This is a genomic window from Rouxiella sp. WC2420 (assembly GCF_041200025.1).
Lineage (GTDB): Bacteria > Pseudomonadota > Gammaproteobacteria > Enterobacterales > Enterobacteriaceae > Rouxiella.
The window spans coordinates 3,490,201-3,507,066 of record NZ_CP165628.1 but is presented as its reverse complement, the minus strand read 5'-3'; the positions used below and the strand labels follow the sequence as shown (position 1 = coordinate 3,507,066).

The 16,866-nt window shown below is 50.8% G+C and carries 15 protein-coding genes; 8 read left to right on the top strand and 7 right to left on the bottom strand.

The window, feature by feature from the left end:
* Window positions 1-25: 25 nt before the first annotated feature.
* Entirely contained in the window at window positions 26-280 is a 255-nt protein-coding gene (locus AB3G37_RS16185) for a hypothetical protein (protein ID WP_369788469.1), read from the bottom strand.
* Between the two features lie 40 nt (window positions 281-320).
* On the bottom strand, window positions 321-566 hold the full coding sequence (locus AB3G37_RS16180; RefSeq protein ID WP_009635842.1) for a biofilm development regulator YmgB/AriR family protein: 246 nt from the start codon (window positions 564-566) through the stop codon (window positions 321-323).
* A gap of 512 nt (window positions 567-1,078) precedes the next feature.
* Between AB3G37_RS16180 and AB3G37_RS16175 the strand changes: the two genes are divergently transcribed.
* The 3 genes from AB3G37_RS16175 (at window position 1,079) to idi (ending at window position 2,521) form a co-directional block, all read left to right on the top strand.
* Window positions 1,079-1,348 carry a hypothetical protein gene (locus AB3G37_RS16175; RefSeq protein ID WP_009635843.1) on the top strand — a complete coding sequence of 90 codons (270 nt, stop codon included), beginning with the start codon at window positions 1,079-1,081 and terminating at the stop codon, window positions 1,346-1,348.
* Between the two features lie 203 nt (window positions 1,349-1,551).
* Window positions 1,552-1,947 (top strand): hypothetical protein, encoded by a 396-nt coding sequence (locus AB3G37_RS16170; RefSeq protein ID WP_009635844.1) that lies wholly within the window; start codon window positions 1,552-1,554, stop codon window positions 1,945-1,947.
* 4 nt (window positions 1,948-1,951) lie between these two features.
* Window positions 1,952-2,521, top strand: a complete 570-nt coding sequence (idi, locus tag AB3G37_RS16165; RefSeq protein ID WP_369788468.1) for an isopentenyl-diphosphate Delta-isomerase — start codon at window positions 1,952-1,954, stop codon at window positions 2,519-2,521.
* Here idi and AB3G37_RS16160 read toward each other — a convergent pair.
* Window positions 2,484-3,200 carry a Type 1 glutamine amidotransferase-like domain-containing protein gene (locus AB3G37_RS16160; protein WP_369788467.1) on the bottom strand — a complete coding sequence of 239 codons (717 nt, stop codon included), beginning with the start codon at window positions 3,198-3,200 and terminating at the stop codon, window positions 2,484-2,486. The two genes, idi and AB3G37_RS16160, sit on opposite strands and share 38 nt — an antisense overlap.
* Before the next feature lie 83 nt (window positions 3,201-3,283).
* Here AB3G37_RS16160 and AB3G37_RS16155 point away from each other — a divergent pair, with 83 nt between their 5' ends.
* Window positions 3,284-3,982 (top strand): extensin family protein, encoded by a 699-nt coding sequence (locus AB3G37_RS16155; protein WP_369788466.1) that lies wholly within the window; start codon window positions 3,284-3,286, stop codon window positions 3,980-3,982.
* An 11-nt stretch (window positions 3,983-3,993) separates the two neighbouring features.
* On the opposite strand, the gene AB3G37_RS16150 is transcribed toward AB3G37_RS16155, so the two are convergent.
* Window positions 3,994-5,172, bottom strand: coding sequence for a M20 aminoacylase family protein (locus AB3G37_RS16150; RefSeq protein WP_369788465.1), 1,179 nt, complete (start codon window positions 5,170-5,172; stop codon window positions 3,994-3,996).
* A gap of 480 nt (window positions 5,173-5,652) precedes the next feature.
* Here AB3G37_RS16150 and AB3G37_RS16145 point away from each other — a divergent pair, with 480 nt between their 5' ends.
* The 4 genes from AB3G37_RS16145 to AB3G37_RS16130 all read left to right on the top strand — a co-directional run bounded on the left by AB3G37_RS16145 (window position 5,653) and on the right by AB3G37_RS16130 (window position 12,519).
* Entirely contained in the window at window positions 5,653-8,427 is a 2,775-nt protein-coding gene (locus AB3G37_RS16145; protein ID WP_369788464.1) for a WG repeat-containing protein, read from the top strand.
* The gene (locus tag AB3G37_RS16140; protein WP_369788463.1) at window positions 8,424-11,324 is read left to right on the top strand and encodes a WG repeat-containing protein; all 2,901 of its coding nucleotides are present in this window, start codon (window positions 8,424-8,426) and stop codon (window positions 11,322-11,324) included. The genes AB3G37_RS16145 and AB3G37_RS16140 overlap by 4 nt, the downstream gene beginning before the upstream one ends.
* A 67-nt stretch (window positions 11,325-11,391) precedes the next feature.
* Window positions 11,392-11,784, top strand: a complete 393-nt coding sequence (locus AB3G37_RS16135) for an ASCH domain-containing protein (protein ID WP_009635851.1) — start codon at window positions 11,392-11,394, stop codon at window positions 11,782-11,784.
* Window positions 11,785-11,841: 57 nt separating this feature from the next.
* Window positions 11,842-12,519, top strand: coding sequence for a hypothetical protein (locus AB3G37_RS16130; RefSeq protein WP_369788462.1), 678 nt, complete (start codon window positions 11,842-11,844; stop codon window positions 12,517-12,519).
* Here AB3G37_RS16130 and AB3G37_RS16125 read toward each other — a convergent pair.
* The 3 genes from AB3G37_RS16125 to yebS form a co-directional block, all read right to left on the bottom strand.
* Window positions 12,503-12,745 (bottom strand): DUF1480 family protein, encoded by a 243-nt coding sequence (locus AB3G37_RS16125; protein ID WP_009635853.1) that lies wholly within the window; start codon window positions 12,743-12,745, stop codon window positions 12,503-12,505. The two genes, AB3G37_RS16130 and AB3G37_RS16125, sit on opposite strands and share 17 nt — an antisense overlap.
* Before the next feature lie 259 nt (window positions 12,746-13,004).
* A complete protein-coding gene (locus AB3G37_RS16120) occupies window positions 13,005-15,638 on the bottom strand; it encodes an MlaD family protein (protein WP_369788461.1) in 2,634 nt (877 codons plus the stop codon).
* Window positions 15,604-16,854, bottom strand: coding sequence for a membrane integrity lipid transport subunit YebS (yebS, locus tag AB3G37_RS16115; RefSeq protein WP_369788460.1), 1,251 nt, complete (start codon window positions 16,852-16,854; stop codon window positions 15,604-15,606). The genes AB3G37_RS16120 and yebS overlap by 35 nt, the downstream gene beginning before the upstream one ends.
* Window positions 16,855-16,866 lie beyond the last annotated feature (12 nt).

Genomic DNA, 16,866 nt, shown 5'->3' with positions numbered 1-16,866 from the left:
TTTCCCCTTTGTATCAAGCTATTTGTTAGTCATTTTTGAACCATTGAGGTAATTGATTAGCCGCGAGCTTAATAGTTCTGTATTGCTCCAATTCAAGCCGTTCGCGTCTAACTGTGATTTTGATGGCACGGATAAGCGCGAGATGCTTGATTACATTGAATGCACCGGCAATGGCCGCTGGTTCGAGCCACCAATCGATTAAGGTTAAATGTTCAGATGAAAACGCTGGAAAATATTGATTGGAGAATGCAGGTAAATAATCCGAAGGGGCAGTATTCATCACAAGGTATACGACTAATCACACCTTGTGATGTGTGTCATCATATCAAATCATCTGGAGTGCGATAGACCACGTGTTCAAGTGCGTTGCGGAAGATATCTGACTGTACAACATCTTTTTCTGTCTCTAAACGCTCAAGAAGTTTGATCATAATGGCCTTGTTGTTTACCAACCGTCCGCTCGATGCTAATTCTATTTTTATGTCCTGGATAACATCCGATTCGCTTATGTAGACTGTGGAATTGAAACGGGATCCACCTAACTCGACGCTGTTTATTTGAGACATGTTTGTAACCCTTTAAGTATCAAAAAAAATACCACTGAAGATGGAAATCAAATAGCACCTTCAGTGGCAATGCAAAGCATCTTCGTTACTTGCCCCAGAGGAGCACTTGGTAAAGTTATACAAAAAATCTTAGTTGTACAACTTTAGGTGGGGCATTTTGTGCTAATTAACTTTTCTTAAACGAAATCCCAAGTTTGTTAAGTTAACTGAAATTAAAGGGGTTTTCGTCCATCGAAAATATGCGAGATGTGGCCAGTTTTTCTTGACTACCACAATGTCCACGCAGATTGCTGTCAGTTAATACTTCGGCGAGTTACTTGATGAGGTTTGAATTGACAATCATTCTCATTAAAATTGGTTTTAGCCCTTGAATGTTGGAAAACCAAATCTGTACCGCAAATAAAAAATACAAAATGTTCTACGCTAACAATGTTGTAAGTTAATACCGACGTAACAAGCTGCAATAGACAGTTTTTCATCGTGCGATTTTCTCATCCAAAAGGAACTGAAAAATGAGCGAAGCAATGTTTGAACAGGCTCCATTACAACTGCTGACGCAGTTTGGGTTGGGTGATAAAGTCACATTAGTCAGTTTTCCCGTGGGTATTCCGCCAGTTAGTTATCGGCTGGAGGCATTGATTACCGAGGCTTACGACGGTAATTTCGAGGGTGAAATAACAAAAGTGATCCCATTGGGGCGCGAAGAGTTTCAGCTGCATCACTTCCAGCCCGGCGGCCATGTGGAGTTTCGGAGCGGGAATATTCTGGGAAACGCACCATAAGAGAATTTTAAATTTTCAACTTCCGTTACATTACACTTCTTCTTTATTCGCTGTGCTGACGGTAGCCTTATCTGTGTTGGCACAGCTGAAATCAGATACCGCTGATTTATGCGCAACCACTACTCTGCCACGGTTTAGCTCTGTAACTTTGTATCGCTACATTGGCGATGGATTCATCTTGGTTAATTCGTGGAGGCTTAAAAGTGCGAAAGTTTATACTTGTTTGTGCTGCATTGGTGTTGGCGGGCTGTTCTGCTGGTCCTTATGAACCCACGCAGCAGGTGTTGCAAGCCTATGCTAGTCAAAAACCCGGTACCACTAAAATTCGCGTTCATCGCCAACCGCAGATTGCGGGGTCCATCCTCGACGAAAGCTGTCCTTTGATCGTATATATGGACAATAAAGAAGTTGCCGGGCTGCAGAAAAATCAGTACGCGGATCTCTATGTGCCTAACGGTACTCATAGTCTGAAAGTGAAGTTTTCATGTGCTATCACACCGCTAGATAAAGCTATGACCATACAACTGGACGGTACGCCGCAAACTTATGAAACAGGGTTGAATAGCGCACAACGTTACAGTTTGACAAGAGTGAATTAAAGTTATGTCCCTGATGATTGAAAATAATGTGCTAGAAGAACGCCTGATTCTGGTTGACGAACATGATAATAATGTCGGAGTCGGTACCAAGCTGCAGGTTCACCGCCAGGGTGCGCTGCATCGTGCTTTCTCGGTGTTTATTTTTGATAGTCAGGGACGATTAATGCTGCAGCAGCGGGCCAGTGGCAAGTATCACTCTGGCGGATTGTGGACAAACTCCTGCTGCGGGCATCCTCGTCCCGGTGAAAGTAACCATGCAGCCTCTACGCGCCGGCTGTTTGAGGAGATGGGTTTTACCTGCGAACTTAACGAGGTTGATCAAATTCTTTATCGCGTAGACGTGTCTAACGGTCTGGTGGAAAATGAATATAATCATACTTTTATTGGCTCATTCGACCAGATGCCAAATCTGAACCCGGAAGAAGCTGAAGGATGGAAATGGATGCCGGTGGTTGACGTTTTCACCGCCATCAAGCAAAACCCTGCGCACTTCACTGCCTGGTTTAAAGTCATTCTGGCACATTTTGGTGATGAAACTATTCAACAGTGGGCCGATCGTTATCGTTCAGCATAATCAGCGACTTGCCGTTTTTAGCTGAGTCGGTGGTGATGATGCCATGCAATTTACCATCGCGGAAATGCAAGGCCACGCCATCATCAGCGGCATAGGCCGGAAAGATACTCTGCTCTTTTTGCAGATTGGTAAATGACTCTTCTCGTCCTTCTTCCGATCCAAAATGCGGGCACATTACGCCAGTGATAAGCCCCATTCCAGGTATCAGCGAATAGCCTCCACCAGAATCGGAATGCCCCAAATCAAACCAGCAAATCGCGCCCGCGCTGACGCCACACAATACTGTGCCGTGACGCATGGCGGATTTGAGTTGCTGGTCGATGGAAAATTCGCGCCACACTGCCAGCATGGCGCGAGTATTGCCACCCGCTACAAAGATGACGTCGGCCTGCGAGATGAGTTCATCTATTTGTTTAACTGTATGGTAGGGCGCGCGAAATAGTGAAAGGATTTGAACCTTGTGCCCAGCAGAAACAAATTTTTTCTCAAACTGCTCGATTCTTTCCGGCACGTCTCCACTGGCAGTAGAGATGTAAAGTATCTGCGGATCTTCTTTATTCGTTAAGGATAGAATATAGGCGTCGATAGGCGTGATTTGCTGTAAATCTGCCTCAGTTTCACCGCCGATGGCCACAATGTTTGCCTGAATGGCTACAGCATTTTCAGAGTTTGCTTCCATCTTGACCTCTTTTAAAGTAAATCGCATATCCTTCACTATAATAGAAAATTCGGAATTCTATTGTCGCCAGAGGAGCAAAGAGTATGCGCTATATCCTCTTCGCGTTAATTATATTGACTGCAGGAGTCGTGTTTTTCCCCAGACTCTCGCAACAATTGCCTCCGCAATACAATCCTTTCACGCCGTTATCCGTTACTGATCCCCCCGGGCTGATTACTCAGTATAAACTCAGACGATTAAGTAAAAATCCTGACGCCTGTCTAGCCGTTCTCAACCGGGCGCAGTCTGATGGATTCCTGAGTTTTCAAACTGTCGGTGATACTTCTGGGCAGTGTCCGCTGACGGGCGCAGTGCGCATTCGCAATTTTGGTAAAGTCTCACTTAGTTCAAGCTTTCTGGCCAGTTGTCCATTAGCAGTTAGCACCACCATGTTTGTTGCCCAGGCGGCAGCGCCGCTTGCCGATAGCCTGCTGGGGCAAAAACTGGTACGTCTCGATCATCTTGGAAGTTTTGCCTGTCGCAATGTTTACCATCGAGCACAGGGCCGGTTGAGTGAGCATGCCACCGCTGATGCATTAGACCTCGCGGGATTTAAAATGTCTGCAGGAGAAACTATTGGCGTTGCCAGAGGCTGGAAAAAAGAGGGAAAAGAGTCGAGTTATTTGCATCAGGTATTCAGCGAGGGCTGCCCGTTTTTTGGCAACATCATCGGGCCTGACTATAACGCAGCGCATGCCAATCATTTTCATCTCGGCATGCACTGGTTTGGTTTTTGTCGCTGAGTTAATGAAACTTACTTGGCCAGATAGCGTTCGACTAAACGGGTCCAGTAAGCCACGCCAAACGGCAAGCTTTCATCATTAAAGTTGTAGGCCGGGTTGTGCAGTACCGCACTGTTACCGTTACCCAGGCGCAAGAAACAGCCCGGTTTCTGTTGCAGGAAATAGGCAAAGTCTTCGCTGCCAGAAATCGGTGGCAGGTCGGCGACGACATTCTCTTCACCCAGTAATTCCTGAGCAACCAGCGTAGCGAATTCAGTTTCCTGCTGGTGGTTGACCAATACAGGGTAACCAGGAACATAGTCAATCTCTGCGCGAGCGCCGTAACCTTCAGCGTGACTGGTTACCAGCGACTTGATGCGGTCTTCCAGAATCTTGCGCACGCCGGGTTCAAACGAGCGCACGCTCATTTCCAGACGAGCCGAATCAGGAATAACATTGGCCGCGAACCCTGAATGCAGGGAACCAATGGTGATGACCGCAGTCTCATTAGGGTCAATATTGCGCGAGATTATGCTTTGCAGCGCCACGACCAGGCTGCTGGCGACCAAAATGGGGTCAACCGTCATGTGTGGACGAGCCGCATGGCCGCCTTTGCCGTGGATTGTGATGTTAACGGTGTCGCAGGCCGCCATAAACGGACCGGGGCGGAACATCATCTTACCCACCGGATAACCCGGATGGTTGTGAAGGCCATACACCGCGTCGCATGGGAAGCGGTCAAACAGGCCTTCAGCCAACATGCGTTCAGCGCCGCTGTTGAAACCGATTTCTTCAGCCGGTTGGAAAATCAGATGCACGGTACCGGAAAAGTTACGGCTGCGTGCCAGCTGTTCAGCCGCGCCCAACAACATCGTGGTGTGGCCATCATGGCCGCAGGCGTGCATTTTCCCGCTGTTCTGGCTGGCGTAGGCCAAACCGGTTTGCTCGTCGATAGGTAACGCATCCATATCGGCACGAATGCCGATGCTGCGGGTGCCGCTGCCTACTTTTAGTGAGCCGACCACGCCGTAGCCGCCGAGGCCAGTCGTGACTTCGAAGCCCAGCTGGTGAAGCTTTTTAGCCACCAGTTCGGCAGTTTTGGCCTCTTCGTTAGACAGTTCTGGATTTTGGTGCAGGTGTTGGCGAATTTCACGCAGGCCTGGTTCTAAATCGGCTACGTCAGCAAGGGTGCAAAGGTTTTTAGTCGTCATGTCTGGTGTCTTTCTCTTTATAAGAGGATTAGCCCGGTACTGCCGGGTAGGGGCGTGATGCATAACACAGAATGCAATGTCTCTGCGCCGTTGGCAATGCCTGTGGGTGCTGGAATCGCAGGACGGATAATCACCCTGCGTCTGCTATAAATTTAAGAAGAGAATATTGTGAAATGGCGCTGCAGGCGCAGCCTGTGGGGTGGTCGCCAAAACTTGGAAAACAGATCATACGTTATTGAACATTTAAAAGCTTAAAATGTCGGTTTTTTACACGATTATAACGTTATAAAGTGTATTGATTGGTTACCAGCTAATAAATTAGCTGCTTTTTCTTTCGCAAGCTGACACCCTATAAGAAACAGCGGACAACAATCCATTGAAGTTGATTATTATCGTATTTTCGCTGCCTGCTGTGCCTTGTGAATCTACTTGGGTTCCAGCGTCAAACTTTTCATCATTTTTCAGTCAAAAGGGAATCGGATGATTTATTCCGAAACACTAAAACACGTCATGAATTTCAGTGCATTGGCACTGGTTCTGGGTTCTGCATTTTCTGTGCCGGCCCACGCCGATGAGGCCTGGTTAAAAGCCTGCGCCAATGCAAAAACTGCCGACAGCTGTCAGCAACCCTTTCAGCAGGGGCTGGCACCGGTCTTGATGGGCACAGGCCGCGAGCAACAAGGGCTATGGGGGTACATTGATACCTCTGGCAAGATGGCAATCGAGCCTGCTTATCGTCAGGCCCGTGGTTTTGTCAACGGACTGGCCGCCGTCAAGAAAGATGATCTGTTTGGCTATATAGATGCAAAAGGTAACCTGGCTATACCCGCGCGTTTTACCCGCGCGACTGACTTTAATGCCAAAGGTACGGCGCTGGTGGTAACTGACGATCGTTTGGCGCTGATTGACAGCAAAGGGGCGGTAATAAAAACGCTGCCGTTTGCGGCGTCGCTCGACTCGGAAGGCTTTAAACAGGGCCAACCACTGGCAAGCGTGCAAATGCAAGTTTCTCCGGCACTTTGGAACGCGGCAACAGGCCGCTCGGTTTCACTTCCCGATGACGTGATGAACCTCGATGAGCCGCAGTCTGGCCTGATCCCGGCCCAGCAGCGCGATGCGGCGCAAAGTGGCTATTGGGGTTATCTGGACGATAACGGCGAGTGGGCGATTGATCCGATGAAGCTAAAAACTCGCAATGAGCCGTTGCTCAACGGTGATGTTGTCGCGGTTAAAGGTAAAACCACCTGGAGCTTCCTCGATCGTTCGGGTGTGAGTCTGAGCAAGGAACAATATAAGTCGGTCAAGCCGCTGGCTTCTGGCAGTTGGCTGGTAGTGGATGCCAACAATACTCAGCAATTACTCAACAATAAATTAGAAAAAACTCAGGAAATTCCCGCAGAGCAGGCGGAGGATTATCAAACTTGGGGCAGTTGGCTGATTGGCAAAGGCAGTAAAGGCGTAGTGATGATCGGTCCTGACAATCGGGTAATCGACGTAAAAGCCAATAAGCCGCAATGGCTAAAACAGAACGGTAAATTGCTGATTCTGCAGGCCGATAGCCGCAGCGGCGAAACCAAAACTCCACAGCTGGTACAGATTTTTGACAGTAATGGCGTAGGTCTGCTGACTCAGGCCACGCTGACTGCTTTAAACGAATTCAAACTTCAGCCACTCAATACTCGCAGCATTGATGATAATTCAGCCGCACCATCCAGTGATCTGCCTGCCGCGTTACTGACACCGGTTGATAAAAAGAAAACTCCAGCGATTTTGACTGCTCAAGGTGAAATTTTCACCGATCCGCAGTGGTCTGGGCTGATTGCCCCGGGCCGCGGTGCGCCGCTGGTGGTGAAAACCGAAAATGGTCAAATGGGTGCGGTAAACGGCAATGGTCAGTGGGTGATCCAACCCAAATTTAAACAAATTGATGCGTTTAATGGCAACTATACCTGGGCAACCGTAGTTGATGACAAGAACGCCGAAAGTCGCAAAATTATTGATGCGCAAGGTAATGTTATTGATGTGCCAACTCGTGTGCTGCAAAGCGCGCAGGGTATTTCTGGCGAGAGTCTGCTGTACACCGAAGGGGCCGATAACGCTCGCCGCTGGGGCATTTGGGATCTTGCCAGCAACAGCGCCAAAATTCCGGCTCGCTTTACCCAGCTTGAATCTTTCCAGGATGGCTATGCGCTGGCGAAGGTTGATGCTGGTTGGGGCGTAATCAACGAGAAAGGACAGTGGGCGATAGCCCCCGATGCTTCTCGTAGCGGCAAGCCGCAGCCGGTCGGAGATAACATTTTCGAGGTGGCCGATGGCGATCAGCCCGGTGAACACAGTAACACCCGTTACAGCCTTTATAGCGCGGTTACTGGTTTGTTATTGGCCGGTGATCTGCAGAGCAACCCGCAAAAAATTGGCGACGATCACTGGCTGATTCAGCCTGCCAGCGGCGGCGTGGCGCTAATGGATGACGACGGCCGCTCGGTTGTCAGTAAAGAGATTATCCCCCAGACGATTCGCATTGACGCAGACTGGGCGTTACTGAGCTTTAGCCCGCACTTTGGTGCCATCGATAGCCAGGGTGACTGGCAGATTGCTCCTATTTACTCCGCGCCGCTAAACTTTGTCACGCCACAGAACTGGGCCAGCGCGTTGAGCGACAAACGTATCTCGCTTATCGATGCCAACGGCGTGGAGCCAATGGCAGACAAAGACAGCGCATTGCCATTGGCCTCAATGGATCGCGCGGTGATGAACGATGATTCCACCGGCGAGACGGTGCTGTTTGATACACAGGGCAACGAAATCCAGCGTTATCCGGGCCTCAATAGCATTGACGCCAGCGCCTCCAGCGAGGGCATGGTGCCGGTTCGCGCTGCCAACGGTCTATATGGTTTTATCGATGACAGCGGCAAGCAGCTGATTGGCTCTTACTTTACTCAGGTCGGCCCGATGAAAGACACCCGAGCCAGAGCCGTCAAGCAGGACACCTACGGGGCACAAATTGGCTATATCAACGGCGCGGGCAGTTTTACCATCTTGCCGAAATTCGAGTGGGCCACTGACTTCAGCGAGCAGCGCGCGTGGGTGGCGGCCAAAGGTCTGGTGCAACTGATTAATACCGACGGTGCCGTGCAGGCACAGTTGCCATTACGCTGTAATCAGCGGGTAATCCTTGATGCCAAAGGCAAGCAAATCTGGCCTGCCAAAGCGGTAAATTGCGCCAATCCAGCTCAAACCGGAGGCGCACAATGAAGCCGATGAAATCATGCAAAAGCAAAATGAAGCCGTTATCGCGCGCGGTTTTCCAGGTTTTGGCCGTTGGCGGCACGCTGAGTATGCTGGCAGTCTCTCTGCCAACCGCAGCCGCCGATGCTGATTATTCCTGCTATGGACCCTCGATTATTACTGATGATGCTCAGCGTGCGGAACTGGCGCAGCCAGCCACGCAAAACCTGTGTATTCGCCCAGTGCGTGAAAGCCGGGCGGCGGTTTTTCTGCCTAACGCCGAGCAGGCGATTGATGACGTCGCGTTAGCCAAAGATATGAGCGGACACCGTTGGGGATTCCTCGATAACCGCGGGCAGCTGGTCATCAAGCCAGTATTCGAGCAGGTAGGCGACTTCCATTATGGTCTCGCCGCCGCGAAGCTTAAAGGCAAATGGGGTTATATCGATATCGCCGGGAAATGGGCGATACAGCCGACCTTCGATAAGGCCGCTGACTTTACTCAGGTAGAGCTTGCGGTCGTGAGCAACGCCGGTAAGAACGAAATAATTAATCGCAAAGGGCAAACAGTCGGCAAGCCTCTGGACGCGCTGGTGGATGATGTACAGCTTAGCGATGGTAATCCGGCGCGGTTGTCACTGAGCTATAAAACGGTTCTTTTGTCGCCGGACGAACAGCGTCACGTTGCCAACGACAAGATGGAAGTCGTGCAGCCTTTCGGCCAAAGTGATCTGTTTATCGCCCGTGATGCTGATAAAGGCTTTGGTATTGCCAGTCAAAATCTAGACTGGCGCATTAATCCACAATTTAGTGCGATCACCGTCAGTGACAACAACAGTGCGCTGGCGCAGGCAAAAGTGCAGGCCGGCGTTCAGCTGATCCGCTCGGACGGTACCCTGGTCGAACCGATTTATCAGACAGTCAAGGCACTCAACGATCAGTTCTGGCTGGCTAAAAGCGCCGATGCTACCCACTTGCTCGACAACAACGGTAACTCGCTGGCTACTTTAAGTGACGACGCGGTGAGCGCCCTGACGGTTCAGGCCGAATTCTTGCTCGACAACAGCGCGAAAGAGAGCGTTTTAGTTTACGTTCCCGGTAAGAAACAGCCTATCGCCCTGCCAAAAGGCAGTGTACCGCTAGACCAGCCAACCGGACGTTTCCTGCTAACTACGCGTGGCGAACAGAACAAAGTTAATGCGATTATCTCACCTGATGGCACCTTGATTGGGGGCAACCAGCCGGTAAGCTGGTTAGCGCAGGTTAATAATGCAGAGGTAATCAATGGCCGTCTGTGGCTGCATGACGATCAGGGGCAACTGCTCAATATTATCGACAGCAATGGCAAAACGCTGCTGGGCACGAAAAACGCCGCACTGCTTAACGATTACCGCATTCAGCCACTAAATCAGCCGTCGGGTGAGGGTAACTCTCCGCTGGCGCTGGTCAGGCCGGATCCTGACGACAGCAAGCCAGGGGCTGGATTTATCCGTGCCGACGGGAGTGTTCAGCTTGAGAACAAATGGCAGGATATTCAACCGGCTGACAGCAGCGAATCGGCGCAGGGCGGCATGGCGCAGCAGTTTATCGTCAAAACAGCGCAGGGCACCGGCGTAATTGATGCGCAAGGCAAAACGCTTATTCCGCTTACCGAAGACAATATCGCGCCATTCGTCAACGGCTACGCCTTCGACTATCAGGATGGCAAACTCACCACAATTGATGCCAGCGGTAAACATTTTGCACTGCCTGACGCCTTCGAGTTGCAGTCAGTGGGCAATGGTTGGTTCCGTTTCCGCCAAACCGCTGCTGAAGGCGCGCAGTGGGGCATTTATGACGTCATTAATCACAGGCAGATAGCCGCTCCGGGCTACCAGTCAGTGGGAACCTATGCCAACGGATTGGCAGACGTTCAGTTGCCTAACGGTCAATGGGGGATTATCGACAGCAGCGGCAAGCAGCTGGTTCCCGCAGAGTATGCCAGCGTTCGTCGCATCAACGATGCATTGTGGCAGTTAACTCCGCCGCCAGAGTCTTCGGATGAGCCGGTTTCTTCACAACAGTCGAAAATTATTGCCAATAATGGTCAGGTTCGTATTGACCTGACCAACGAGCTCACCGTCAATCAGTTCAACGATGGTCGTATTCTGGCAACCTCGGCGGAAGGCCAGTCATGGTTGTTCAACGCCCGGGGTGACATTGAGCTGCACGAACAACAGACCAAAATTTCGGCGGTAGGCGACTGGGTTAAACTCTCTCGCCAGCCGCAGGTGGGTTATCTCAACGCGCAGGGCATTTGGCAGATTCAGCCACAGATTGTGCCAAGCTCCGCCTTTGTCAATTCCCGCGCGCTACGAGTGCAGCCACAGGGTACTGAACTTATTGATGAAAAAGGTGTGCGAGTTGCCGCGATGCCTGAGGGGGACTGGGCCTTGCCGCCAAACAGTGATATGTCAGTGTCTTACGATGCTGATGAAGGCAACGCAACCACGCGCTATGTTGATGCTACCGGCAAGCTTGCGATCACTGCTTCCGGCATAGGCAGTCTGATGCAGGGCAGTCAGGCAGTACTGACTAAACCTGACGGCATGAAAACCTGGATTGACGCACAGGGGCATCCTGCCGCCGAAGTAAATTTCACTGATTTAGGCTTGATTTCCGAAGGGCTGGCTTTTGCCCGCGTTGGTCAAGATTATGGCTACGTTAACGCGCAGGGCAACTTTGTTATCCCTCCTGTGTTTGCAGCAGTTTCGGCGTTTAACAGTGGTGTGGGAATTGTCTCGACGGCCAAAATGTCGATGATGCTGGATTCCACCGGTAAACCACTGGCCCGCGTGACTCACCAGTGCGGCGTACAGGTGCTTTTTAACAGCGGCAGTACGCGTCAATGGCCGCAGACTATGCCAGTGAAGTGTTCGCAATAAAGGGTAGATTTTCGTGCTAATGTTTACAGGGTAGGCCCGTAGACTGACTCAATAAAAAGGATAAATTATGCTCCCTCAAATTCCGCAAAAGTACAAGGCCGCAGAGCGTTGGTCTTTTGGTGACAACGAGGCGCTGGCTGATGAATTGGCAAAAAAGGTTATCGATGGAGTGAAAACCGCGACCTGTGCCAATCTTGACGACGAAGGCACGCCGGAAGTTGGCGAAGTATTCGTAGTGGTCGACGGGCGTAACAACCCGGTTTGTGCCGTGAAACTCACTGAAGTGAAGCAGGTGCCTTTCGACCTGGTACCAGAAGAACACGCGTTTGCCGAAGGCGAGGGCGATCGTACTCTGGCCTCCTGGCGCGCCGATCAGCAGCGTTTTTTTGAGGCTTACGACATGTTTGCCCCGGATATGCCACTGTTGCTGATGAAATTCACGCTGGTTGAAACGTTCTGATAGACCTTACCGGCTGGCCTGCAAGGGTTGGCCGGTTTTTCCAGGAGAATAAGCCTGATGTTGACCGCTGCCAATACTCTTTTACCCGATATTTACTCTCTCGAAATAACCACTCCACTCGTTATACCTTATTTCAGCCAATGGGAATCCCCGAGTTCTGCGCCGGAAATTCTTAGCGGTAAAAAGACCTTGCAGGAGATTGAAAACTGGCCCCAGTCGGGTGCTCAAACTCAGGAAGAGTATATTGAATGGGCGAATCACGTATGTGGAATGTGCTGCCTGAAAATGGCATTGGCTGCCACCACGGGTGAAATAGTGCCGATCCTTGAATTGACGCGACGCAGCTTGCCTTACGGCGCTTATGTACAGGAAGGGGATAACATTCGCGGGCTTATCTACGCGCCTTTTGTCGAGTTTCTTAAGCAGGAATTAAATATTGGCGGACAAGTCAGAGTGGAAATGACCGCAGAGGATATTGCGGCTGAGCTGGATAAAAATCATTTCTTTATTGCCTCGGTACACCCCGGCATTCGTCATCCTGAAATTGCGCCGCCTCGAACCGGTGGACATCTGGTGCTGGTCACCGCCGTCGAGCAGGAAACCCTCACCTTTCATAATCCATCGGGCCACAACGAGGCCACGCAGTCTTACGTAAAAATGCCCGTAAGCCAATTTGCCCAATTTTTCGCCGGGCGAGGTGTGGCAATGATACCGCGCATTATTCAAGACGCATAATCCACTCGTCTTCCTGACTGTCGTATTTTTCTTTGTACAACACAGACTGTCGGCCATCAACTACGGCAGGAACGCTGACGGTTTCATCCCAGGCATCAAGCTGCATGCATAAATCAGGGTCGGATTTACAAGGAATGCGTACCTTGTCTCCACCCTGACCATCCGGTGATGTACGCTGTGCGTCATCTATCTCAAAACTGCCGATTCGTATGCTGGATTTCCCCATCGTATTCTCCTCGTCCTGTCTTTTGCCTGGAAATAAACCTTTGCATCTCATTAAATGCACAGAGGTAAGACCAGTAAGGTCAACTTTTAGAATAGATGATTGTGCAAAAAGTGCCATCGGAAAACTCTAACTGGCGCGGACTATATCTGTTGTCCAACAGGTTTTCGGAGGTAGGTAGTTGATGTACAAAGAAGAGATGAAAGCAGGCGGGCAGGCCCCAAACTGGAGACCTGCCCGCTTTTTAACTGCCATCAAGTTGTTAGTTTTTTGGAATTGCAGTTCCCCATTGCTGCCAGTCTTTAGGCTCTTCGGTCATCAACAGGAAATGACGTCCGGTAGAAGCTTTTGGCGCAATCGGCACGGTTGGCGGCGTAGCAAAGGCGATACCTCCACGAATAAACTGCTGGAAGGTCCCGCTTTTGAAGCTACCGCCAGTAAGGCCGAACTGCAGGTTATAGCCTGATGCTAACCAGAAGGTGGTGTTATCACGCACCAAGTATTGATATTTTTTACTGATCCGCAGTGAAACGTTAACCCTGTCGGCCATCACGCCGAGGTTAAATCCGGTTACTGTACCCACCTCGATACCTCTGAACAGCACTGGGGTACCAATCTGTAGGGAACCCACTTCGGCTGCATCAACCTCAATAGCCAGACCATCGGTATAGCGTGAATCGGTAATGGTCGAGGATTGCAGATCGAAGGTGCGATTAAGCGGCCCTTTCCCTGCTTCAACGTTGATATAAGGCTGCAGCAGGGTATCCAGATTCTGCACACCGGCTGCTGAAATTTCAGGCGAAACGATGGAAAAACGCGTACCCAGACGAGCGAAAGTATCGACATACTCAGGATAAAGCACCGCCTGAGCGGACACCTGATTAAGCTGTGGATTCAGTTTCAGGGATTCAACCTGACCGATGGTAATGCCCAAATATCGGATCGGCATTCCAGGGGAAATCTTGCTGGCATCATAAGTGTTCAGCGTGATCTGGCTACCTACCGCACGCGCTGCGGTTTCGTTTTCATAAAGTACGCGTTTACTGCCTTTGTTTAGCGTCACGCCTTCCAGATTATCAAAACTGATGGCGCCTTTTAACGCGCGATCCAGCGGCGAAGCCTGCACCGTCAGGCCGCTGCCGTTAAGCTGCACCTTAGCTCCGCCCTCGGCCCAGAAGATAGTTTTCGAGCTTAGCAGATTGCGATATTCGGGGCTGATGTAAACATCGACCTCAAAATCATTGGTTTTAGGACGCACATTGACGATTTCCCCGACCGGGAATTTGCGGTACAGCACAACCGAACCGGTCTGAATGTCCGGCAGGCTTTTGGCGGTCAAGGTCAGCGTAGTGGCAGGCTTATCACCTATGATCCCATCTGTGGCTTTTTCAGAATTGCTATACAGTGGATACTGGCCGGAAGGCGTACCTTTGGTGCCTGGCATCACGCGGATACCGCCGTCAATCCACTCCTGGGCGCTGGCACCGAGCACTTCCATGCCGTCGACACCCAGTTTCACATCCAGGCGGCTGTTGACCACAAACTTGCTGTCTTTATGCAACAGCTGCTTGTACTGCGATCGTACCGCGATATTAAACACAATACCGTCATCGGTGAGCGTGCGGTCTAATACCTGGCCAACCACCATGCCATTCAACAGCAGCGGTTGCCCGGCATCAATGCCGTAACTTTGTGGTGCAATAAGCTGTAATTTCATCACGCCGGGGTCTTGCAACATGCGCTGGCTGCTGTCGAGTACGGTAAAGTGATTCTGCGGCTGACCTTCGCCGGGGATCAACTCTAAAGTATTGCCGGTCAGCAGTTGGCTAAGTTTGGCATTGTTAAGACTGATTTTTGGGCTGTTCATCTCGATGCGCGAGCCGGTACGCATCAAGTCGATGACTGAAGGATCGACTGTCAGCTGGCCGGTAACTTTGCTATCCGGCTGCAGGTTTATCTGCGTCAATGTGCCGACTTGCAGACCCTGATACATCAGCGGCGTGTGCCCTTCACTCAAACCATCACCGCTTGGCAAATCCAGAGTGATATCCACGCCGCGGTGACTTTGTGCCAGATCGGGATAAAGCTCGTAAGACTGATCGGTTTTGGCCTGATTTCCGTCGGCGGGGGAGTCGAGCGCGATCGCGCCGTTGACCAATGCGGCCAGGCTTTCCATTTCAATCTTGGCGCCGCTAAGACTAAAATCGCCCTTGAAGCCAGAAACGTTCCAGAAACGGCTGTTATCTTTCACCAAATGCGCAAAACGTTTGTCGATCAGCACATCGATGGTCACGCCGTTATTGCCTGACTCAATATCGTAATCGTAGACCTTGCCGACTGGAATTTTGCGGTAGTAGACCAGTGAACCGGTGTTGAGTGAGCCGAGATCGCGTGAGTGCAGATGAATCATCAGTTCACCGGTGTTCAGGCGGTATTTCGGCTGGGTATCGAGGGCGGTGAAGTGACTCTGCTCCTTGCCCGTTCCCGGCATCATGCCGATATAGTTACCGCCGACCAGCGCATCGAGACCAGAAATACCCGCCAGCGAGGCTTTTGGCGTCACCAGCCAGAACTGAGTGCCTTCACGCAGGGAATCGGCCAGCTCGCTGCGAATGCTGACTTTAACCATAATAGTGCGCAAGTCCTTGCTCAGACTCAGCGATTGCACAGTGCCGACTTCAACCCCTTGATATCGAACAGGAGTTCGTCCCGCCACGATGCCTGCCGCGGATTGGAAGTCGATCGTTACCGTGGTGCCCTGTTCCTGATAATTGCTGTACACCAGCCAGCCAGCAATCAGCAAGGCGATGAACGGCAGCAGCCAGAAAGGTGAAATTCGGCGTCTGTTTTTGACCCGAGCTTCAATCGGTGTATTCGGTGTGTCTTGTTGTTGCATGTGCGTCCCAAATCAGGCGGCTGTCCAGCCATTCAACGGCAAGAATAGTCAGTATCACGGCAGAACCAAAGTAAAAGGCGGCCGGACCCATGGTAAAGGCGAGTAATTGGTCGCGGTTGACCAATGACATCATTAACGAAATAACGAACAAATCTAGCATTGACCAACGGCTAATCCAGGTGATCAGCCGCAAAAGTCGAATTCGGGTCTTTAGTCCCTGATGAGCCCTGAAATGGATGCTGAGCAACAGGGTCAGCAGAACAATCACTTTGGTAAAAGGCACCAGCACGCTGGCAATAAAAACGACTGCAGCTATGGGCGCATTGCCGGAAGTATATAGCGAAACGACGCCAGAAAAGATGGTGTCTTTCATTTGTTGGCCGTTGGTGTAAATCACTGAAATTGGCATCAGATTGGCCGGGAAAAGCAGCACCATTGCCGAAATCAGCGCGGCCCAGGTTTTTTGCAGACTATGCTTGTAACGCTTTGGCATCTGTAAATGGCAGCGTGGGCAGCGGCCTTTTAAATCCGGGTGACCCGTGAATTTGCAGGAAATACACAGTATCAGTGATTCAGGTACGCCTTTGGGGCGGGGCTGAGGATAAAATTCCTCCCAAAGTTGCCCGACATTGAGATTGATTTGGGTTAGAGTCACCAGAACTGTCATCGTAATATACGCAGCCAGAGCCGGGCCAATGTTGATATCGGCAAAGTCTTTAACTTTGATGCAGGCGACGCCCATGCCGATCAGGTAGATATCCAGCATGACCCAATCTTTCAACCGTTCCAGCATCAGCAGCACAGGTTTGAGGTTCATGCCCAGCTTGCTGCCAAAATGCAGATACAGAATCGAGCAGGCTAGAGTTAGCGGCGCGCCGACGGTGCAAAAAGCGACCATTGTGGCAGTGAGTGGCGAGCCTTGAATCGTCATTTGCCAAATCCCTTCAAAAAGGCTGGCATCGATGCGCGTTCCCAACAGGCGGATGCTGATGAGTGGCTCGGTATAAGCGAACGGCATCAGTAAAAGAATACAGACTGCGATGATCAACAGGCGAGGCAATGAGCACACTTTACCTTTTTCAACCTTGCTATTGCAGCGTGGGCAGTGAGCAGTTTGAGTTCTGCGCAACGCCGGCAGGGCGAAAAGATAGTCGCATTCGCTACAGCGCTGGTAGCGCGATGGCGGCAACGGGGCGGACATTGTTAATATTTTCATAGGACCTGTAAG